The sequence below is a fragment of the Stenotrophomonas sp. 01N47 genome, assembly GCF_056399165.1.
The window spans coordinates 1-20,033 of sequence record NZ_JBFTQU010000005.1 but is presented as its reverse complement, the minus strand read 5'-3'; the positions used below and the strand labels follow the sequence as shown (position 1 = coordinate 20,033).

Annotated in this window: 24 protein-coding genes; all 24 read right to left on the bottom strand. The window is 67.3% G+C overall.

Annotation, left to right across the window (positions count from 1 at the left end):
• Nucleotides 1-11: 11 nt before the first annotated feature.
• On the bottom strand, nucleotides 12-803 hold the full coding sequence (fliR, locus tag AC1DKR_RS09935; RefSeq protein WP_032974840.1) for a flagellar biosynthetic protein FliR: 792 nt from the start codon (nucleotides 801-803) through the stop codon (nucleotides 12-14).
• Nucleotides 804-819: 16 nt separating this feature from the next.
• Nucleotides 820-1,089 (bottom strand): flagellar biosynthetic protein FliQ, encoded by a 270-nt coding sequence (locus AC1DKR_RS09930; RefSeq protein WP_005413254.1) that lies wholly within the window; start codon nucleotides 1,087-1,089, stop codon nucleotides 820-822.
• Nucleotides 1,090-1,198: 109 nt separating this feature from the next.
• Nucleotides 1,199-1,978, bottom strand: coding sequence for a flagellar type III secretion system pore protein FliP (gene fliP, locus AC1DKR_RS09925; protein WP_025878986.1), 780 nt, complete (start codon nucleotides 1,976-1,978; stop codon nucleotides 1,199-1,201).
• A gap of 1 nt (nucleotide 1,979) precedes the next feature.
• Nucleotides 1,980-2,384, bottom strand: a complete 405-nt coding sequence (fliO, locus tag AC1DKR_RS09920) for a flagellar biosynthetic protein FliO (protein WP_033831039.1) — start codon at nucleotides 2,382-2,384, stop codon at nucleotides 1,980-1,982.
• The gene (gene fliN / locus AC1DKR_RS09915; protein ID WP_025878988.1) at nucleotides 2,381-2,716 is read right to left on the bottom strand and encodes a flagellar motor switch protein FliN; all 336 of its coding nucleotides are present in this window, start codon (nucleotides 2,714-2,716) and stop codon (nucleotides 2,381-2,383) included. The genes fliO and fliN overlap by 4 nt, the downstream gene beginning before the upstream one ends.
• The gene (gene fliM / locus AC1DKR_RS09910) at nucleotides 2,713-3,717 is read right to left on the bottom strand and encodes a flagellar motor switch protein FliM (protein WP_025878989.1); all 1,005 of its coding nucleotides are present in this window, start codon (nucleotides 3,715-3,717) and stop codon (nucleotides 2,713-2,715) included. Before fliM ends, fliN begins: the two co-directional genes overlap by 4 nt.
• 10 nt (nucleotides 3,718-3,727) lie before the next feature.
• Nucleotides 3,728-4,243: a flagellar basal body-associated FliL family protein gene (locus AC1DKR_RS09905; RefSeq protein ID WP_025878990.1), complete on the bottom strand. Its 516-nt coding sequence runs from the start codon at nucleotides 4,241-4,243 to the stop codon at nucleotides 3,728-3,730.
• A gap of 221 nt (nucleotides 4,244-4,464) precedes the next feature.
• Nucleotides 4,465-5,628 carry a flagellar hook-length control protein FliK gene (locus AC1DKR_RS09900; RefSeq protein WP_478032603.1) on the bottom strand — a complete coding sequence of 388 codons (1,164 nt, stop codon included), beginning with the start codon at nucleotides 5,626-5,628 and terminating at the stop codon, nucleotides 4,465-4,467.
• Nucleotides 5,628-6,095, bottom strand: coding sequence for a flagellar export protein FliJ (gene fliJ / locus AC1DKR_RS09895; RefSeq protein ID WP_025878992.1), 468 nt, complete (start codon nucleotides 6,093-6,095; stop codon nucleotides 5,628-5,630). The genes AC1DKR_RS09900 and fliJ overlap by 1 nt, the downstream gene beginning before the upstream one ends.
• Complete coding sequence (locus tag AC1DKR_RS09890; RefSeq protein WP_363733172.1) at nucleotides 6,092-7,492, bottom strand: FliI/YscN family ATPase; 1,401 nt, start codon at nucleotides 7,490-7,492, stop codon at nucleotides 6,092-6,094. The genes fliJ and AC1DKR_RS09890 overlap by 4 nt, the downstream gene beginning before the upstream one ends.
• Nucleotides 7,489-8,130, bottom strand: coding sequence for a FliH/SctL family protein (locus AC1DKR_RS09885; RefSeq protein ID WP_394197701.1), 642 nt, complete (start codon nucleotides 8,128-8,130; stop codon nucleotides 7,489-7,491). The genes AC1DKR_RS09890 and AC1DKR_RS09885 overlap by 4 nt, the downstream gene beginning before the upstream one ends.
• A complete protein-coding gene (gene fliG / locus AC1DKR_RS09880; protein WP_099818764.1) occupies nucleotides 8,127-9,113 on the bottom strand; it encodes a flagellar motor switch protein FliG in 987 nt (328 codons plus the stop codon). Before fliG ends, AC1DKR_RS09885 begins: the two co-directional genes overlap by 4 nt.
• Nucleotides 9,114-9,123: 10 nt before the next feature.
• Nucleotides 9,124-10,770, bottom strand: a complete 1,647-nt coding sequence (gene fliF, locus AC1DKR_RS09875) for a flagellar basal-body MS-ring/collar protein FliF (protein ID WP_478032599.1) — start codon at nucleotides 10,768-10,770, stop codon at nucleotides 9,124-9,126.
• Between the two features lie 12 nt (nucleotides 10,771-10,782).
• Nucleotides 10,783-11,148, bottom strand: coding sequence for a flagellar hook-basal body complex protein FliE (gene fliE / locus AC1DKR_RS09870; protein ID WP_025878997.1), 366 nt, complete (start codon nucleotides 11,146-11,148; stop codon nucleotides 10,783-10,785).
• 468 nt (nucleotides 11,149-11,616) lie between these two features.
• Entirely contained in the window at nucleotides 11,617-12,033 is a 417-nt protein-coding gene (locus AC1DKR_RS09865; RefSeq protein ID WP_033831042.1) for a hypothetical protein, read from the bottom strand.
• 249 nt (nucleotides 12,034-12,282) lie between these two features.
• Nucleotides 12,283-13,788 (bottom strand): sigma-54 dependent transcriptional regulator, encoded by a 1,506-nt coding sequence (locus AC1DKR_RS09860; protein WP_478032596.1) that lies wholly within the window; start codon nucleotides 13,786-13,788, stop codon nucleotides 12,283-12,285.
• Complete coding sequence (locus AC1DKR_RS09855; protein ID WP_025879000.1) at nucleotides 13,785-14,162, bottom strand: response regulator; 378 nt, start codon at nucleotides 14,160-14,162, stop codon at nucleotides 13,785-13,787. Before AC1DKR_RS09855 ends, AC1DKR_RS09860 begins: the two co-directional genes overlap by 4 nt.
• A gap of 14 nt (nucleotides 14,163-14,176) precedes the next feature.
• A complete protein-coding gene (gene rpoN, locus AC1DKR_RS09850; RefSeq protein WP_363733178.1) occupies nucleotides 14,177-15,586 on the bottom strand; it encodes an RNA polymerase factor sigma-54 in 1,410 nt (469 codons plus the stop codon).
• A gap of 304 nt (nucleotides 15,587-15,890) precedes the next feature.
• Nucleotides 15,891-16,523, bottom strand: coding sequence for a response regulator (locus AC1DKR_RS09845; RefSeq protein ID WP_025879002.1), 633 nt, complete (start codon nucleotides 16,521-16,523; stop codon nucleotides 15,891-15,893).
• A 91-nt stretch (nucleotides 16,524-16,614) separates the two neighbouring features.
• On the bottom strand, nucleotides 16,615-17,193 hold the full coding sequence (locus AC1DKR_RS09840) for a PilZ domain-containing protein (RefSeq protein WP_313251736.1): 579 nt from the start codon (nucleotides 17,191-17,193) through the stop codon (nucleotides 16,615-16,617).
• On the bottom strand, nucleotides 17,190-17,483 hold the full coding sequence (locus tag AC1DKR_RS09835) for a hypothetical protein (protein WP_025879004.1): 294 nt from the start codon (nucleotides 17,481-17,483) through the stop codon (nucleotides 17,190-17,192). The genes AC1DKR_RS09840 and AC1DKR_RS09835 overlap by 4 nt, the downstream gene beginning before the upstream one ends.
• Nucleotides 17,480-17,896 (bottom strand): flagellar export chaperone FliS, encoded by a 417-nt coding sequence (gene fliS / locus AC1DKR_RS09830; RefSeq protein WP_089241027.1) that lies wholly within the window; start codon nucleotides 17,894-17,896, stop codon nucleotides 17,480-17,482. Before fliS ends, AC1DKR_RS09835 begins: the two co-directional genes overlap by 4 nt.
• 129 nt (nucleotides 17,897-18,025) lie before the next feature.
• A complete protein-coding gene (gene fliD, locus AC1DKR_RS09825; RefSeq protein ID WP_312787041.1) occupies nucleotides 18,026-19,444 on the bottom strand; it encodes a flagellar filament capping protein FliD in 1,419 nt (472 codons plus the stop codon).
• A 443-nt stretch (nucleotides 19,445-19,887) separates the two neighbouring features.
• On the bottom strand, nucleotides 19,888-20,033 hold a 146-nt coding region (locus AC1DKR_RS09820; RefSeq protein WP_478033239.1), incomplete at its 5' end, for a flagellin.

Sequence of the window (20,033 nt, the reverse complement as noted above, 5' to 3'; positions counted from 1 at the left end):
TGGCGACCACGTCAGCGGGTCACCGCACCGGCCGCCTGGAAGGCAGCATCGAACAGGCGCTGCACCGGCGGCCCCATTTCGCCGACCAGCAGGGTCAGCAGGAACAGGCCCAGCAGCAGCGAGACCGGCAGGCCCAGCTGGATCGGATTCAACGCCGGCGCGGCGCGGGCCAGCACGCCGAAGGCCAGGTTGACCGCCAGCATCGCCACGGTCAGCGGGATGGCCAGGGTCAGCGCGCCACGCAGCACGGTCAGCAGGAAGGTCGGGGCGATGCTGAAGAACGCGTGCGGGTCGGGCAGGGGCGCGCCGATGGGCAGGGCGCGGTAGCTGTCCACCACCAGCGAGATCAGCGCCAGGTGGCCGTTGGCGGTGAAGAACAGCAGGCCGAACAGCAGATAGAACCACTGGCCGATGACACCGGAGGTGCCGCCGCGCAGCGGGTCGCTCATCTGCGCAAACGCCAGGCCGGTGCCCTGGGCGACCAGTTCGCCGGCCATGGCGCCAGCCTCGAACACCAGCCGCAGCATGAAACCGATGGCCACGCCGATCGCCAGCTCGCGGGCGATGGTCAGCACGGTAGCGGCGTCGAAACCGGTCCAGTCCGGTACCGGCGGCAGCAGCGGCGCCAACGCGATGGCCAGGGTACCGGCCAGCATCACCCGCACCCGGCCGGGCACCGCGCGGGTACCGATCATCGGCATTGCCATGGCCACTGCGCCGATGCGCAGCATGGTCCACAGCACGGTGCCGATCATGCCGAAGGCATTCAGGCCGTCGGCAGCCATCTGGGTGGCGGCGTCCATCTGCGTGCGCGTCCGTCTAGCCGATCAGGTGCGGGATGCGCTGGAACAGCAGCGTGGTGAATTCGACCAGATGGCCGATCAGCAGGCTGCCCAGTGCAAACAACACCGCTGTGAGGGCCGCGGCCTTGGCAACGAAGGCGATGGTCGGCTCGTTGAGCTGGGTCGCCGCCTGCACCACGCCCACCACCACGCCGACCACCAGTACGGTCAGCAGCAGCGGGCCGGCCACCCAGAGCACGGTAATCAGGCCACCACGCAGTTCGGTCAAGGCAAGTTCGGGGGACATCATGGTTCCATCGGTAGCGCCGGGCCAGGCCCGGCGGTGGTCAATGCGGCGGCCGGCACTGCCCGGCGTCGCCTCTGTAGAGCCGAGCCATGCTCGGCTGACCTTCGGATCAGGCCGGATTGAAGCTGGCCGCCAGCGTGCCGACGGTCAGCACCCAACCATCGACCAGCACGAACAGCAGGATCTTGAACGGCGCAGAGACCAGCATCGGCGACAGCATCATCATGCCCATCGACATCAGTACGCTGGCCACGACCAGATCGATGATCACGAACGGGATGAAGATCAGGAAGCCGATCTCGAAGGCGGTCTTCAGTTCGCTGGTGACGAACGACGCAACCAGTACCGGGAACGGAATCGCATCAGGGCTGGCGTAGGTGCCGTGACCGGCGATGCCGGCGAAGGTCATCAGGTCGGTCTCGCGGATCTGCGCCAGCATGAAGGCGCGCAGCGGCGTGGTGGTCAGCGTCCAGGCAGTCTGGAAGTCGATCTCGCCATTGAGGTACGGCGCCATGCCGGTGCTCCAGGCCTTGTCCCAGGTCGGCAGCATGATCATCGCGGTGAGGAACAGGGCCAGGCCCAGCAGGACCTGGTTGGACGGCGTCTGGCCGGTGCCCAGCGCCTGCCGCAGCAGGCCCAGCACGATGATGATGCGGGTGAAGGAGGTCAGCACCAGCAGCATCGACGGGATCAGGGTGATCGCCGTCATCAACAGCAGTGTCTGCAACGGCAGGCTGACCGGCGCACCGCCGATCTTGCCGACGTTGATGTCCGGCAGCGGCGTGGTCGGCGCGCCCGGGGCGGCGAACGCCAACGCAGGCAGCAGGCACAGGGCGATCAGGCTCAGCCACGGCAGCAGGGTGGCAAGACGGGAACGGGTCACACGCATGTCAGGGGTCCTTGCGCAGCCGCTGTTGCAGCAGCTGGGCGAAATTCGGCAGGTTCTTCAGGTCGGGTACGCGTACCGGCGCAGGCGGTGGCAGCGGTTCGGGCAGGGTGTGCAGGGCGTTGATGCCACCGGCGGTGACGCCCAACAGCAGTTGCTGGCCATTGACCTCGACCACCACCACGCGTTCCTTGGCGCCGACATTCAGGCTCGCCACCAGCTTCATGCCCTCGGCCGGGCGGAAGCCGCTGCCGGGCAGGCGCTTGAGCAGCCAGCCCAGGCCGATGACCAGGGCCAGCACTGCCAGCAGGGCCAGCACCGCACCGAACAGGCTCGGTGCGGCCGGCGCATGCTGGCCGATCTGCGGGGCCGTCTTGGCGACGGCCAGAGTGGTGGCGAGCAGGCTCAACGCAGTCTCCGGATCCGCTCGCTGGGGCTGACCACATCGGTCAGGCGCACGCCGAAGCGGTCGTTGATCACCACCACTTCGCCATGGGCGATCAGCGTGCCGTTGACGAACACGTCCAGCGATTCGCCGGCACCCCGTTCCAGCTCAACCACCGAACCCTGGTTGAGCTGCAGCAGGTTGCGGATCGGCAGGCGGGCGCGGCCGACTTCCAGCGACAGCGTCACCGGCACATCGAGGATCACGTCCAGGTTCAAATCCGGGCCGGTCGCTTCATCGGCCTGCAGGTTGCTGAACTGGGCCGGGGTCGGTTCGAGGGCGTCGATATCGTTCATTGCGGGTCTTCCTGGATGACGGGTACGCGCGGACGGGTGCCCGGCGGATGGGTAGCGGTGATCTTTACGGCGTTCATGCCGTTGGCGACGCCGAACTCACCGGTGAACACCGGGATGTTCTCCACGCACAGCGGCACCTGCGGGCTCAGGTCGATCGGCAGGATGTCGCCGACCTTCAGCCGGGTCAGGTCGCGCAGGGTCATGCGCTTGCTGGCCAGTACGCTGGACAGGGTGACTTCGGCCACGTTGAGCTGCTCGCGCAGGGTGCGGCCCCAGCTCTCGTCGCGGTCGTTGCGGTCGCTCTGGATGCCGGCGTCGAGCAGTTCGCGGATCGGCTCCAGCATCGAGTAGGGCAGGGTCACGTGGATGTCACCGCCACCGCCGTCGAGTTCGACATGCAGGCGGCACACCACCACGTACTCGCGCGGCGTCACGATGTTGGCGAAGTGCGGGTTGATCTCCGAGTTGATGTACTCGAATTCCACGTCCATCACCGGTGCCCACGCTTCACGCAGGTCGGCGAAGGTCTGCTTCAGCAGCAGGTGGATCACCCGCATTTCGGTTGCGGTGAATTCGCGACCTTCGATGCGCGTCGGATAGCGCCCGTCGCCACCGAAGAAGTTGTCGACGATGGCGAACACCAGGGTCGGTTCGAACACGATCAGGCCGGTGCCGCGCAGTGGCTTGAAGCGGATCAGGTTCAGGTTGGTCGGCACATACAGCGAGTGCATGTAGTCGTTGAACTTGATCAGCTCGATGCCGCGCACGGACAGTTCGGCCGAACGCCGGATCAGGTTGAACAGGCCGATCCGCCACAGGCGCGCAAAGCGCTCGTGGACCATTTCCAGGGTCGGCATGCGACCGCGGATGATGCGGTCCTGGCTGGCGAAATCGTAGGAGCGTGCTTCGCCACTGGGGGCGTCCGGCTCGGTTTCGACCGCGCCACTGTCCACGCCATGCAACAGGGCATCGATCTCATCCTGGGACAGCAGGTCATTCATCGGGGAGCCCTTACTGGGTCACGAAGCTGGTGAACAACAGGTCGTCGGCACCGTTGCTGCCGGTCTCGGCCTTCAGCACCTTCTGCACTTCGGCCAGCGAATCGGCCTGCAGCTTCTGCTTGCCGGCGATGTCGGCGATCTGCTGCGGGCTGACCTGCGAGAACAGCATCAGCAGGCGCGCGCGGATGGCCGGGGCATGGGTCTTGATCGCTTCCAGCGCGGCCGGATCGCGGGTCATCAGCTGCACTTCCACCTGCAGGTAGCGCGGGCCGTCGATCGAGCCGTTGAGGTTGACCACGAATGCCGGTTCCAGCGCGAAGTACTGGGCCGGGGCCGGAGTGGTGGTCTTCTTCGGCGCCTGCGCGGTCTTGTCTTCGTGCTTGGACTGGGTGAAGAACCAGACGCCGCCACCGGCGGCACCGGCGGCCAGTACGGCGACCAGGGCGGTGATCAGGATCGGACTGCGCGGCTTGGCGGTCTTGTCCTTGTCGGCGGTCTTCTTGGTTTTGTCAGCGGCTGCGGCCACGGGGTGAAGCTCCTGAGGGTTGCTTCACCGGGATATGCAAGGGGCGTGCCGGAGTGGCCGGAGAGGGCGGTGACGGAATTCCGTCGGGTGTTCATATCGGCAGCGCCGGGCCATGCCCGGCGGAATGTCGGGAATCCGCCGGGCATGGCCGGCGCTACCCGTGTTCTGGTAGGTGCCGACCGTCCCGCTCTGGTGGGTGCCAACCTTGGTTGGCACGCCTGTCAGGCGTACGCGTCCAACAACCCGCGCTGGCGGATCAGCTGCGACGCCGACACCGTGGTGTCGCCCAGTGACGGTTCTCCGTCACCACCACGACCGCCGCCGCCCGCCGGGCTGCCCGGAGTGCCGTCGCCACTGTGCTGCTGGCCGACATCGGCATGGGCCAGCTGGAAGCCCTGCTCGCCGAGCAGTTCACGCAGGCGCGGCAGGCTGCTTTCCAGCGCCTGGCGTACATCCACATGCGGGCTGCTGAAGCTGGCATGGACCTTGTCACCGTTCATCTGCAGGCGCACGTCCACCGGCCCCAGGTCTTCCGGGTTGAGGCGGATATGGGCATGGCCGATCTTCTGGTCGGCCAGCCAGCCGATGCGCGCGCCGATGGCCTGGTCGAAACCATCATCCCCCAGCACCGGCTTCGGCGTGGGTTCGCCATTGAAGATGGCATTGCTGGCCAGTGCGGCCTTCAGGTCCTGCAGGGCGGCGGGCAGGGGGGGCTGCAGCGGTGCCGGAGGTGCGCGGTCGCCGATCTGCAGGCTGTCACCGTCGTCGGCACGATCCAATGCCTTGCCCCCCATCACCAGCTCCGGCAACGGCAGGCCACTGGCCTCATCATCGCCGGCAGCGGATGCCGGAGCGCTGGCGGCCGGCGCTGCCGCGCCCTGGCTCGCGTTGGTCGCCACTGCGGCGGCCGCGGGTGCCAGTGCAGCGGAGGGCAGCGCGCCACCTTCGGCATCGCTGGCCGCTGGCGGCGGCAGCACAGGCGCCGGATCGACGCCGGTGGGCACGGCCAGCATCAGGCCGGCCAATCCGAGTGGCGGCCAGGGCGCGTCGTCCGCGTTGGCCGGTGTGTCCTTGTCGTCGCTGGCTGCCGATGTTGCCGGTACAGCAGGTGTCGCTGTGCTGGCATCCGTGGCGGCTGCGTCGCCGTCGGTCGGCCGCGGCGTCGCCTTGCCCGGGTTGCCGTCGGGGGTTGTTGCAGCGTTCGCCGGTGTTGCCGGATTGCTGGCGTTTGTCGCGGTACCGGGAGTGCCGGTCGACGCGCTGCCGCCCTGCAGCATCTGGCCGAAATCCTTGCCGGAATCGCTGCGCGAGGCGCGTGCGCTGCCGGCATTGCCACTGCCGCCGGGCGTCGGTGCGCTGGCGTTGCTGCTCAACGGGGAGGGCATCACGACCGGCCTCCCTGCTCGCCATCGTCCTGGTCTTCGGTCTGCGCCAGGCGCGCGCGGCGTGCGCCGATGTCATCCATCTCGCGCTGGTCGCGGCGGTCGGTCACCACTTTTTCCTGCGCGCGGTAGCTGGCGGCCAGCTGCTCCAGCACGGCCTTGTCACGGCTGGCCAGGATCAGGCGCGCGCGTTCGGCCTCCACTTTTTCGAGGTTGCCGTTGACGGTCTGCTGCTGCTGTTCCACCGCGCTGTCCAGCCTGTCCAGGAATGCGCGCCGGTTCAACAGCTGCGCCGGGCTGGTCGCGGCCATCTGCGCGTTGGCGTACTCCTCGGCGTAGCGCCGCAGTTCGTCCAGGCGCGACAGATGGGTGTCGAGCACGTTCTGGCGTTCGGCCAGGTCGCGGGCGACCGCGTCCTCGTGTTCCTGGGCCCGCTTCAGCAGGGGGTCGATGCGCTTGGACTGGATCATGTCAGCCTCTCGTTCTCTTGTTCCACCAGGCGCTGCAACGCCGCCTGGCTGTGCGGTAGATCTGCGGCCTTGGCCACATCCTGGCCGAGGAATTCCATGATTTCCGGCCAGCGCTCAAGGGCTTCATCGGTCGCCGCGTCGTTGCCGCGCTGATAGGCGCCGATGGCGATCAGGTCGCGGTTGGCCGAGTAGGCCGAGACCAGCCGTTTCAACTTGCGGATGCGCAGGCGCCACGGTTCGTCGGCGATTTCCGTGACCACGCGGCTGACCGACGATTCCACGTCGATGGCGGGGTACAGGCCGCTGTCGGCCACCCGGCGCGAGAGCAGGATGTGGCCGTCAAGAATCGCGCGCGCGGCATCGGCGATCGGATCCTGCGGATCGTCGCCCTCGGTCAGCACGGTGTAGAAGGCGGTGATCGAACCGCGCCCCTTGGCGCCGTTGCCTGCACGTTCCACCAGTGCCGGCAGCTTGGCGAACACCGATGGCGGATAGCCGCGCGTGGTGGGCGGCTCGCCCACCGACAGGCCGATCTCGCGCTGCGCCTGCGCGAAGCGGGTCAGCGAATCCATCAGCAGCAGGACGTTCAGGCCCTGGTCGCGGAACCATTCGGCGATGGCGGTGGCGCGGTAGGCGCCATGCAGGCGGGCCAGCGGTGGCCGGTCGGCCGGGCTGGCCACTACCACCGCGCGGCGCAGGCCTTCCTCGCCCAGGGTGCTTTCAACGAAATCGCGTACTTCGCGGCCACGCTCGCCGATCAGGCCGACCACGATCACGTCGGCGGCGGTGTAGCGGGTCATCATGCCCAGCAACGTCGACTTGCCGACGCCGGAGCCGGCGAACAGGCCCACACGCTGGCCGCGGCCGATCGGCAGCAGCGCATTGATCGCGCGCACGCCTACGTCCAGTGGCTGGGTGATCGGTTCGCGTGCCAGCGGATTGATCGAAACGCCGGCCATGCCGACGTGGCCTTCAGCGCGGATCGGGCCCTTGCCATCCAGCGGTACGCCATCGCTGTCGATGACACGGCCGAGCAGGCCTTCGCCCACTTCCACGCCGCCACGACGTGCGGAGGGCACCACCCGCGCATTCGGCAGCAGCCCGTGCAGTTCGGCGCTGGGCATCAGGTAGGTGCGTTCGCCGGCGAAGCCGACCACTTCGGCATCGACCCAGCCGCCGTCAACCACTTCCACCTTGCAGCTGGCGCCGAGCGGCGCTTCGCAGCCGACCGCCTCCAGGGTCAGGCCGACTGCTCGGCGCAGCACGCCTTCGCGGATCAGCCCGCGACCGTGCGCGGTGTCGACCTTCAGGCCGTCCAGGCGGTTGGCCAGGCGCAGATTGCGGGCAACGGCCCAGTCGGCCGGCGGCGACGGCGGCGAAGCGGTCTCGGTGTTCATGCGATGGCTCCGGTCTGGCGGATCACGGCGTCCAGCGCGCCGCGCAGGCGGGCTTCCAGGGTGCCGTCGATGCGTACGGCCTCGGCATGCACGCGCAGGTCGCCACGGCTCAGGCTGGTGTCAGGCACCAGGCGCTGCTGCGGCGACAGGTTCAGCAATGGGGCGAGGGCAGTGATGTCATCGGGGTGCAGACGCACTTCCACCTCGCGGTTGCTGCCGCCGACGGCGTCAATCGCCTCGCCGACCAGTTGTCCCAGCAGCGCCGGATCGGCCTCGTAGGCACGGCCTACCAGCGCACCGGCGATGCGTACCGCCAGTTCGCCGAGGGCGCCGACCACCTCATTTTCCAGACGCGCCAGCGGCCGGCCGAAGTTGTCGAGGATGCCTTCGATCTGCGCGACCAAGCGGCGCACCTCGGCCTGGCCCTGGCTGAAGCCATCGGCGTGGCCATGATCGAAACCTTCCTTCTCGGCGCTGTCCTGGATCGCCTGGATCTCCTCCAGGGTCGGCAGCTGCAGCGGCGGCTCCGGCTCATGCTCCGGGTCCGGCTCGGTGAGTTCGAAGGCCTCGTCGTGGTCCAGCACCGGTTCGGGCTGGGCCAGCAGGTCCGGGGCAAGCCAGCGCACGACGTTGCTCACAGCATCGCCTCCGCGCTGCCGCCAATGGTGACAGTGCCCTCATCGGCCATGCGCTTGACGATGGCCAGGATCTCGCGCTGCGCCACTTCCACGTCGGACAGGCGTACCGGGCCGCGCGCTTCCATGTCTTCCAGCAGGATCTCGGCTGCACGCTGGGACATGTTGCGGGTGATCTTGTCGCGCACCTTGATGTCGGCGCCGCGCAGGGCCAGGCCCAGTCGCTCGCCGCTGACTTCGCGCAGCACCAGCTGCATCTCGCGGTCGTCCAGGTCCACCAGGTCGTCGAACACGAACATCAGGTCCTGGATGCGGCCACTCAGCGGTGCGTCGATGCGCGCGATCTCGCCCAGGATCGCCTGGTCCTGGCCGCTGTCCATGAAGTTGAGGATGTTGGCCGCGCACTGCACGCCGCCGATGTTGGACGACTTCAGGTTCTGGTTGCCGGCGAACTGGCGTTCCATGATCTCGTTGAGTTCGTTCAGCGCATTGGGCGGAATGCCGTCGAGGGTGGCGATGCGCAGCAGCACGTCCACGCGGGTGCGGTCGGGCAGCAGCTTCAGCGCGTCGGCGGCTTGGTCGGTTTCCAGGTGCGCCATCACGATGGCGATGATCTGCGGGTGCTCGTTGCGCACCAGGTCGGCCACCGCACGCGGGTCCATCCACTTCAGTGCGTCCAGGCCGGTGGTGTTGCGGCCCAGCAGGATGCGGTCGATCAGGTTGCCGGCCTTCTCGCTGCCCAGCGCCTGCACCAGCATGTTTCGGATGTAGTCGTCCGAGCCCACGCCCAACGACGTCTTCGAGCCCAGTTCCTGGCTGAACTGGTCCATCACCCGTTCTACCTGTTCGCGGGTGATGTCGGACATGGTGGCCATGGCGATGCCGATCTTCTGCACCTCCTTCGGCTCCATGTGGCGCAGCACTTCGGCCGCGTCCAGTTCACCCAGCGACAACAGCAGGACGGCGGCGCGCTGCACGCCGGTCAGGGGCGCGACCTCAGTCATTGGCCACCCAACCCTTGACCACCTGGGCCACGCGCTTGGAGTCGGTCTTCACGGCTTCACGCGCCATCCGCAGTCGTTCCTCATAAGAATCCACCGGCAGGGCCAGTGCTTCCGGCCCGCCCAGGCTTGCCCGGTCGGCGCCGAGCGCCGGCAGCGGGGTGCCATCGTCATCGACCAGCTGCACGTCCGCGGTATGCGGTTCCAGCGCCAGTTCTTCGTTCTTGCGGTTCTGCCCGGTGATGCCACGCAGTGCCGGGCGCAGCACGCCGAACAGCAGCGCCATAACCACCAGCGCACCCAGCAGCATGCGGCCGGCATCGTGCACCCACGGCAGTTCCCACCAGGCCGGGCCTTCCACCGGCGTGGTATCACGCACGAACGGGGCATTCATCACCGACACGGTGTCGCCGCGCTCGGCGCTGAAACCGACGGCTTGCTTGACCAGTGCCTCAACCCGGGTCAGTTCTGCTGCCGACAGCGGCTGCGGTGCAACCTTGCCGTTGGCACCGGCGCGCGGCACGTTGTCCACCAGCACCGCCACCGACACGCGCTTGATGCGGCCGGCCGGCTGGCGGGTGTGCTGCAGGGTACGGTCCAGCTCGTAGTTGCGGGTCGCGTTCTTGCTGCTTTCGGTCGGCGCCTGCGCGGTAGCCGGTGCAGCGGCCTGACCCGGCGGGCTGTTGCTGGTCGCACCCGGTACGCCCTGCGGGCCCGGCGTGCTGCTGCTGTTCTCGCTCATCTGCTCGCTGCGCAGCTTCTGCGGCTCGCCGTTGTACAGCTCGCGCGCTTCTTCAGTCACCGAGAAGTCCATGTCGACGCTGACTTCCGGATTGACCCGGCCCGGGCCGGTCATCGGTTCCAGCAGTTCGCGGATGCGCTGGTTGAACGAGGTTTCCTGGCGGCGCACCTGTTCGAACTGGGCGGCGTTGACGGCCGCTTCGCTGTTGGGGTCGCTGACGCTGAGCATGCGACCGCTCTGGTCGACCACGGTCACCCGTTCCGGCGCCAGATCGGGAATGGCTGCAGCAACCATGTGCACGATTGCATCGACCTGGCTGCGTTCCAGCTGCTGGCCGCCACGCAGTTCAAGGGTGACCGAGGCACTGGCCACATCACGCTGGCGGGTGAACGCACTGGGCTTGGGGATGGCCAGGTGCACACGCGAATCGCGTACCGGGCGCAGCGTATTGATGGTGCGCGACAGCTCGGTTTCCAGCGCGTGCTGGTAGCGCGCGCTTTCCACGAACTGGCTGACGCCGAAACCCGGGTCGCGCTCCATCAGCTCGAAACCGAGCTTGCCGCTGTCGGTCAGGCCCGAGCCCGCCAGTTTCAGGCGGGCATCGTGCAGGTTCTTTTCCGGCACGGTGATGCCACCGGTGGCCGGGTCCAGCTGAAACGGAATCTGTGCGGCACGCAGCAGGTCGGTCGCTTCAGCAGTGGCCTTCTGGTCCAGGCCGGTGTACAGCGGCACCATGCCCGGCATCTGCGACCAGAAGAACACGAACAGGCCTGCCGCCACGGCCACGGCGATCATCGCCATCAGTCCGAGCCGACGGGTGATCTGCAGGCTTTGCAGCCGGTCGAACCACTGGCCCGCCTTTTCGGCGTTCAGGGATTCCTTGGAGAGCGACAGGGCCATGCGTTTCTATCCTTACAGCGGCATGTTCATCACGTCCTGGTAAGCCTGGACGAGACGGTTACGGACTTCCACGGTGGCGCGGAAGGCGATCTGGGACTGCTGCGAGGCGACCATCACCTTGGCCAGGTCGGCGCCGGGTTCACCCAGTTCGAAGGCCTTGGCCAGCGCGCCGGATTTCTGTTGCGCATCGTTGACGCCGGCGATGGCGCCGCGCAGGGTTTCGGTGAAGCTGGCAGGCTGGACCTGCGGCGCATCCAGCACCGTGCCCGGCAGGGCATTGCTACGCGGCGCTTCGGCCAGCGGGTTGAGCGCGGGCTGTCCTACCTGGGTCTGGTAGGAGCGGATCTGGGAAAGGATCGAAGTGACGGAGTGGGACATCTGCAACGGTTCCAGAAACAGGGATGGGGGTGTCTGCTGGAGCTAGTGCAAGTGCCGTGCCGAAATGGCTGATCGGTTCAGTGAAGTGAGGGGGGTGTTGCTTTGCGGGGTTGCACCCCGCGCCCCGCGGTAGTGCCGGCCGCTGGCCGGCAACCTCAACAGCGACAGCAACAGCCAAAGCCAAAGCAAAAGCGGGGTTCCTCTGGGATGGCGGGGTGGGTCCGGTTGCGGGGGACGCCGTAAACCCTTCCATGGGGGCTTGGCCGCGGCATCCATGCCGCGGACACCCCCGCAACCGGACCCACCCCGCCTTCGACAGCTTCCCGCTGCTGTTGGTGGGGCTGACCGTTGGTCGGCACGCTGCTCTTGGTAGGTGTCGACCTTGGTCGACACGCTTGATCCACGCCATGCATGAATGCTGCTCTCGAGGCGTGTGACGCGTCATTTCACCGGCGTCGGTTTTTTGGCCTATGGCTGCAGGGTCCAGCGGCCGGAATTCTGGCGCTGGCGTGGGGCGATGGGGCCGTCGTGCTGGGTGTAGATGAAGCGACCCTGGTGGTCGGTCAGGCAGGTCAGCAGCAGGGTGTAGCGGGCGGGGCCGGCGGGGTGGGCTTCTGTCATCTGGATTTCCGCAATGTGCGGAGCCAGTTGCTGGTAACGGTAGCTGCCGCCGATGCGGAGGTCGGTGCCGAGGATGTGCAGCACGTACTGATTGCTGCCGAAGCTGACCTGCACCATGCGTCCGGCATTCGGATTATCTGGCTGGTACAGCGGATCGCTGAGGTTGGTGAACTGCTGTTGGTCCAGTGTCGTGGGCAGGGCGCAGTCGGCGGCTGTGGCCAGAGCAGGGAAGAGCAGGGCGGCAAGCAGAGTCAGGCGGTGCATGGCGGAACCTCGTTGGGATGTCCTTGCCATGCTCCGCGGTGCGGTTGCGTTGTCTGTAGGAAAACGTGCAAATGCAGCGAAATATTCTCGGCACCGTCGCCCGTCATCCACGCATGGCGTGGATCTACTGAGCAATCCGGCCGCTGCCATGGAACCGTCGGGCCCGCCCGCGCATCAGGCGGACCCCCACAAACACCAACGCCCGGGCAAGCCCAGGCGTTCGTGCCCCCTTCATGCTGGCAACGCGTGTCAGCTGGCCAGTTCGGCCGCTTCGCGTTCGATGCCGTACTTGCGCAGCTTTTCCACCAGGGTGGTGCGGCGCAGGCCGAGCAGCTGGGCGGCGTGGGCGACCACGCCCTGGGTGCGTTCCAGTGCTTCGTTGATCAGGCCCAGTTCGATGTTGGCCATGTGGTTGCGCAGGTCCAGGCCGTCGTCCGGCAACGCGGCCGGCGCTGCGGCGCGGTTGACGGCGATGCCGTGTTCCAGCGCCGGCTGGTTGCCGCTGCCCGGGGTGTGGAACGAGAAGCTGCGCAGGTCCAGGCGTTCTTCGCTGGCGACCACCGGAGCGGCCGCGACCACAGCGGGTACGGCCAGCGCGGCGTCGCCGCGGTAGCGTGCCGGCAGGTCCTGCACGCGTACCGAGCCACCGGGGTGCAGCACGGCCAGGCGCTCGACCAGGTTGGTCAGTTCGCGCACGTTGCCCGGCCACTCGTAGCCGGCCAGCGCCTGCAGTGCTTCCGGGGTGAAGCGCACTTCGCCGCGGCCGGTGCGCGCCAGCTGGGTGGCGATGGTTTCCACCAGCGCCGGCAGGTCTTCGCGACGTTCGCGCAGGGCCGGCACATCGATCGGGAACACGTTGAGGCGATAGAACAGGTCCTCGCGGAACTTGCCGTCGGCAATGCGGCTTTCCAGGTCGCGATGGGTTGCGGCGATCACCCGCACGTTGCAGCGGATGGTCTGGTTGCCGCCGACGCGCTCGAAGCTGCGCTCCTGCAGCACGCGCAGCAGCTTGACCTGCATCGGCAGGCTCATGTCGCCGATCTCATCGAGCAGCAGGGTGCCGCCCTCGGCCATTTCGAAACGGCCCTTGCGTGCGGTCAGCGCGCCGGTGAAGGCACCTTTCTCGTGGCCGAACAGCTCGCTTTCCAGCAGTTCGGCCGGAATCGCGCCGCAGTTGATCGCCACGAACGGACCGTCGCGGCGCGGCGAGCGCTGGTGGATGCTGCGCGAGACCACTTCCTTGCCCGTGCCCGATTCGCCCAGCACCAGCACGGTGGTGTCGAACGCGGCGACCTGTTCGATCATCGTGCGCAGTGCACAGACCGCCGGACCGTTGCCGGTCGGGCCTTGGTCCTGCACGGCACCCGCCTGGTGTTCGGCATCCAGGCGCTTGAGGCTGGCGCGGCGCAGCAGGGCTTCCATCTGCGCATGGCGCAGCGGCGCTTCCAGTGGCCAGATGTTGGCTTCGTGCAGGCCATGCCGCTGCGCGAACGCGGTCGCGTCACCGTCGGCCAGCAGCACCGGCGGAGGCAGGCTGCTGCCACCCAGCCAGGCGTACAGGGCGGTGCTGGCGGCACTGTCGTCCAGGCTGCCGACGATCGCCGCCATCCAGTCGTTCTGGCGCTGGCGCGTCAGGTCGAAATCGGCCGCGTCGGAAACCCAGCGCGGGTTGAAGTCCATGAATTCCAGCAGGGCCACGGTGCGCTCGGCACGCACCGCGTCGTTGTCCAGTACCAGGATGCGCGATTCGCTCACGACCGTTCCTCCCTGAGGCCTTCCAGGATCGGCATGACTTCCTGGATGTAGGACAGCTTGCTGACGAAGTTGTCGGCGCCGGCGCGCAGTGCGTGCTCGCGATGCTCGACGTCATCGAAGTGGCTGGCGATCACGATGTACGGTGCATCATCCTGCGACTTGATCAGGCGGGTGGCCTGCAGGCCGCCCATTTCCGGCATCGCCAGATCCATCAGCACCACCTGCGGGCGCAGGCTTTCCGAGCGCTCGATCGCTTCCAGGCCGTTGCCGGCGCTGCCGACGATCTGCAGCCAGTCGATCTTGCGGAAGTGGCGCATGGCCGCGTTGATGAAGCCCTCATGGTCATCGACCAGCAGAACTGTGAGCTTGTTCATGTCCAACATCCTTTTCAGCCCACCCGGGCCAGCTGCGGTTGCCTGGCGTTGACCCGGCGCCGTTCGCGGGCCGGGGCGATATCCAGTTGTTCGCGGTATTTTGCGACGGTTCGACGGGCAATGTTCACCCCTTGGCGGGACAGCAGGCCAGCGATGGCCTCGTCCGCCAGCGGGCGTCCGGCCGGTTCGGCGTCGATCAGGCGGCGGACCATGGCCTTGACCGCCTGGCCGGACACGCTGGCCCCTTCCAGGCGCACGGCGAAGAAGTGCTTGAGTTCGAAGGTGCCGCGCGGGGTCTGCAGGTACTTGCCGGTGGTGATGCGCGAAACGGTGGATTCGTGCATGCCGATTTCTTCGGCTACTTCCTTCAGGGTCAGCGGTGCCATGGCTTCCTCGCCACGCACCAGGAAGGCTGCCTGGCGCTCGACGATCACCCGCGCGGTGCGCAGCAGGGTGTCGTAACGCATCGACAGGCCGCGGCTGAACCAGCGTGCCTCCTGCAGCATCTCGCGCAGGGCCGGGGCTGCCTCGCCGCTGTCGGCCAGGGCCTGCTCGTACTGGCTGTTGATCGACACCCGGCGGCTGGTGGCCGGGTTCAGCGCGACCTTCCATTGTTCGTCGGCGTGCCAGGCGACCACATCCGGCACCACCACTGCATTGCGCTCGGGCAGCAGGCTGTCGCCCGGGCGCGGCTGCAGCGACAGGATCAGGCGGACGGCTTCTCGCACGTCCTCGATCTCGGCATCGTGCTGGCGGGCGAGGGCGGGGTAGTCATGCGCGGCCAAGGCGTCGAGCGCGCCCTGCAGAATGCGTGCAGCCAGATGCCGGGCCGGCACTACGCCGTGCAGGCTGCACAGCTGGGCCAGCAGCGATTCGCGCAGATCCTGCGCGGCCATACCGGCCGGCTCGCCCTGCAGCAGGTGCTGGCGGACGGCTTCAACGCCGTCGGCATCGATGTCGAACTGCGCGCTGGCCAGCAGCTGCAGCTGCGCCAGCGGTGCCTGCAGGTAGCCGGCATCGTCGCAGTGTTCCAGCCAGAAGGCGGCCACGGCCAGTTCGTGCTCGTCCAGGTCCAGCGCCAGGCGCTGCAGCACGCGCAGCTGCGGGTCGCTCGACTCGCCCGCGGCGATGCGCGCCATGCGGTCGTCGTCGCCGTCCTGCCAGTTGGCGCCGGACACCTCCCACATCGAGGATTCGGGCAGTTCGTCGAACGCGGCCGTATCCAGCGTGGTGATGGCCGGATCGGTAGCTTCGGCGGCGGGCGCTTCGGCGTCTTCGATTTCCAGCAGCGGATTGGAGTCCAGCAGGCGCTGGATTTCCTGTTCCAGGTGCAGGCCGTCGAGCTGCAGCAGCCGGATCGACTGCAGCAACTGCGGGGTGAGGTGAAGTTGTTGGCCCAGCTGGGTCGAGAGTGAAGCCTTCATCGTGGTTCCCCGGCGCCGCTCCCCGACGCCTTGTGGAACACATCTTGCTTTTGATCCGGCAAGGGCGGAATCGGGGGGTTCCTGAGGGTGTTGGTGGTGTTCCCGACACCGTGTAGGGAAAACCCCTACGCAAGCGCGGGATTTTGACGATTACGCGCGCCAAGTCATTGATTCGTGGTCAGCAGCCATGGCGGCAGGTCGTGCGTGCTGTACGGAATCCCGTCGGGATGCGTATGGGTGACGGTATTTCGGCGCCGGCCGGCCCTGCCGGTGGCGCTGCGGCGTTACCGCCGACGCGGGGACGTCATTCCAGTTCGTGCTGGTGGCGCGCGGCCAGCAGCAGCAGATCATTGGCGCGACGGCAACCCAGCGATTCCATCATGCGTGCGCGATGGGTCTCCACCGTCTTGACGCTGATGCCAAGATCGGCGGCAATTTCCTTGTTGCTCTCGCCCTTGCCGATGCGGCGAAGGATCTCGCGCTGGCGCGGCGACAGTGCGGCAATGCCGGTCGGCTTTTCGCGACCGAGCATCGGCGCCAGCATCTTGGCCGAGATCTGCGGGCTCAGGAATACCTGGCCTGCATGCGCGGCACGCAGCGCCAGTTCCAGCTCCTGCGGTGCGGCGTCCTTGACCACGAAGCCGACGGCACCCCGATCCAGGGCGTCGCGCACGTGGGCGGCGTCGTCGTGCATGGTCATCATCACGATGCGCGTACCGGGTGCGCGCAGGCGGATGTCGCTCAGCGCTTCCAGGCCGGTGCGGCCGGGCAGCGACAGGTCCATCAACACCACGTCCGGTGCGTGCTGCAGGGCCATCTGCAGTGCCTGTTCGGCATTGCTGGCCTCGGCGACGAGCTGCACGTCGGCAAACCCCTGCAGCAGCCGCGCCAGGCCGGCGCGAACCAGGGTGTGATCGTCGACGATGAGAACTCGCACAGGCACGCTGGAGGTTGGGGAGGGGGGTCCACCTTAACTTAGCTGAACGGGCACGCCAAGGGCTGTCCGTCCGCCTGCATGGTGGCAGATTTCAGCGTGCGCGGCGGGCCTCGGCCACCTGCCGGCGGTGCAGCCGGAACAGATGCCGTTCCATCGCCATTTCCAGGCCATCGCCGAGGCGATGGAAGCGCAGCCACAGATAGTGACCACCACCGCCATCGGCCGCTTCGGCGATGACTTCCACCGGCAGGTCGATATGGTCGGGCAGCCAGTCGCTGGGTTGCAGGCGGACAACGCCGGCCTGGCCGGGCGTGCTGCCGCTGCGTGGGCCCAGCTGCAGGCGGATGCCACGGCGCGACCAGCGCACAGGGCGCAGCGTCGGTTCCTGGCCCTGCTGGCGGATCAGGCGGCCGAGCAGGACCATGGTCAGGTCCACCTTGGCCTCCAGGCGCTGCAGTTGCAGGCTGGCTTCGCTGCGTTCTTCGTGTTCGTCGGCGCGGCTGTCTTCGACCAGTGCCAGGCTGCGCAGCAGGCCTTCGGCACTACTGGTCCGGCCCACTGCGCTGCCGGCCTGGAACTCGGCGGGCAAGGCCAGTTCGCAGCTGAGCGTTTCGTCGAACAGCTCGCTTTCGGCCGGATGATGCAGGGACGTGGTCGGCAGGACGGTCATGCCAGCGATTCTGCCTGCAGGTAGGCATGCGCGGCGCGAAGGGAGCGGCGGCCGTCCTGCATCTGCACGGAGACTGCGTCTCGACGCTGGCGCAGCAGGCCAAGCAGGCTCTGCTGGCGCTCCAGCAGGGCCGACAGCGGCGCGTGGTCGGCGCTGCCCAGCGGCTGGCTCAGCAGTGCGTGCAGGGTGCTGTCATGGCCATCAAGCAGGCTGTCGGCCTGTTCGAAGGCCTCTTCGTCGAGGGCCTTCTCGAATGCATCCAGCTGCGCGTTGAGTTCAAGCAGGCTCATGGCGCCACCGCCGCCGGACGGCGTTGCTCGTGCGGAATGGCATTCCAGGCACCGTCGATCTCGCCCAGCAGCTGCAGTGATTCGTCCAGTGCAGCGCGGTCGTTGTGCAGGTTGGCCTCGGTCAGGCGCTGCAGCAGGTAGTCGTACAGCGCCGACAGATTGCCGGCGATCTCACCACCGGCTTCATGGTCCAGCGAGCCGTTGAGGTGGGCGACGATGGCGCATGCTTCGCCGATCGCCTTGCCCTTGCCGGCCTGGTCGCCTTGCTCGAGGGTGGCCTGTGCACGGCGCACGCGCTCCAGTGCGCCGGACAGCAGCAGCGCCACCAGTTTGTGCGGATCGGCATCGGCGACCGCACTGGTCACACCCACCTGGCGGTATTGCTCGGCGTACTGACGGCTGGAACCGTACATTCGTGATTCTCCCTTGCGCTGGGTGCCGGGGTGCGGTCGAAGGGACCGTTGACGCCGGCACTGCGATGATTGCTGTTGCGTCCGTTATCGGTGCGTACGACGCCAAACTTGAGCGCCGCACGTGTTTCCTCAGCGGTTCAACTGGGCCAGCTGCTGCTGCAGTGCGGTGTTGCTCTGCTGCAGCTTGCCCATCAGGCTGTCCAATGCCACGAACTGCTTCTTGTAACGGGCCTCGACACCGACCATGCGCGCGTCCAGGTCCTTGCGGCGTTTGTCGATGTTGTCCAGCGTGGTGTTCAGTCCCTTGGTGCGGGCGACGAAGGCGCCTTCCTTGCCGACCGTGGTGCTGACGTAGCCGTCCACCAGTGAGTACAGCCGGCCGGCACCACCGGTATCGCCGGTGACCGCCTGGCGGATCTTCTCCGGCTGCGCGGCGAGGGCTGCGGCGAACTTGGTGCTGTCCAGCACCAGGGTGCCATCGGCGTTGGGATAGCCGCGGGTCTGCAGGCCCAGTGCCTTGGCATCCAGCTGGTCGCCTGCCAGGTCCTTGAGCACGCCGGACATCGTCGAGCGCAGCTGCGCGATCGCACCCCGCATCTGCGCATCGCCGGTCAGTGCGGCGGCTTCCTTGGTCTTCGCGTCGTACTTGGTTTCGGTGTTGATCGCCGCGATGGCCGCGTTGTAGGCGGTGACGAACTCCTGCATCACCTTGGTTGCGGCAGTAGTGTCGGTGCTGATGGTGACGGTGCTCAGGCCCGGCACTTTCAGGTTCAGGGTCAGGCCTGGCACCGCGTCGGTCACAGTGTTGCTCGCACTCACCACTTCCACGCCGTCAATGGTCAGCAGCGCATCCTTGGCGGGGCTGTTTTCTTTCAGGCTGCCGACCAGTGCGCCCAGCTTCGGATCGCTGCCGGCGTATTCCAGCTTGATTGCGCTGGCCGCGCCGGTCTTTTCCTGGGCGATGGACAGGTACTGGTTGTCGCCGGAGCTGATCAGCGTAGCCTGCACGCCTTCCTTGCGGCCGGCGGCGTCGATCTTGTTGCGGACGGTGGTAAGCGTGTCGCCTTCCTCCACCTGCACGTTCATCGTCTTGGCCTTGTCGCCCACGCCGACGGTCAGCGTCAAGGTTCCGGCACCGAAGGTATCGGTCTTGGGCACCGACGTGTCGGCAATCAGCTTGTGCGCCGACGCCAGGTTCTTCACCTCGACCTTGTGGGTACCGTTGGCTGCGGCGGCCTTGCTGGTGCCGAGGTCGTACAGCGCCACCGATGCGGTCAACACATCGTCGGCGTTGTTGGGGCCGGCCTTGCCGGTTGCGCTGACGGTGCGGGTGTCGAAGGCGGTGGTGGCCTTCAATGCGGTCAGTGCGGTCTTCAGCTTGTCGAACGCCGAGGTGACCGTGCCAAGCGACGACAGCTGCATCTTGGTCTTGGACTGCTGCAGGTTCAGCGCATTGTCGGCCGGCTTGCGGTCCGCTGCGACCAGCTGGTTGACGATGCTGGAGATGTCCAGCCCTGAGCCAATGCCACCGTATCCAAAGTCTGCCACGTCGTTTCTCCTGGTATACGGGCCTGGCCGTCGTGCAGCGGCCCGTCGTCAACGAAAATAGCGGCCTGCGCCGCTGGGTCTTGAGGACTTCGTTGATGCATGCGCCGTGCCACTGGCCGGTGGGGCGCTTCTGGCACGCCAGTTGCAGGAGGTCTGGGGCAGGGTGCGGGTGGGTTCACCGCGGGCTGCCAGGGGTCTGTAAAAAACCCTCCCCCAATGCAGGGGAGGGATCAGGCTACTGACAATCGGGGGGAGACGAAGCCGCCCGGTACGTACAGTCAACATGCACAACGCTGAAAGAGAGGTCCGCAGGGGCGGGCGATGCCAAGCCGGTTCGGGAAGCTTCCCGGGCCGGGCATGGCCGGCACCTGAGTACGCCGTGGCTGTCGGGTTGCCGCTACCGTCGGTTCAACCCGACGGTAGCGGCGCCTTCTTGCCGTGGATCAGCGCAGCAGGCTGAGCACGCCCTGCGGCACCTGGTTGGCCTGGGCCAGCATGGCCGTACCGGCCTGCTGCAGGATCTGGGTGCGGGTCAGCTCAGCGGTTTCCTTGGCGAAGTCGGTGTCCTTGATGCGGCTGCGCGACGCCG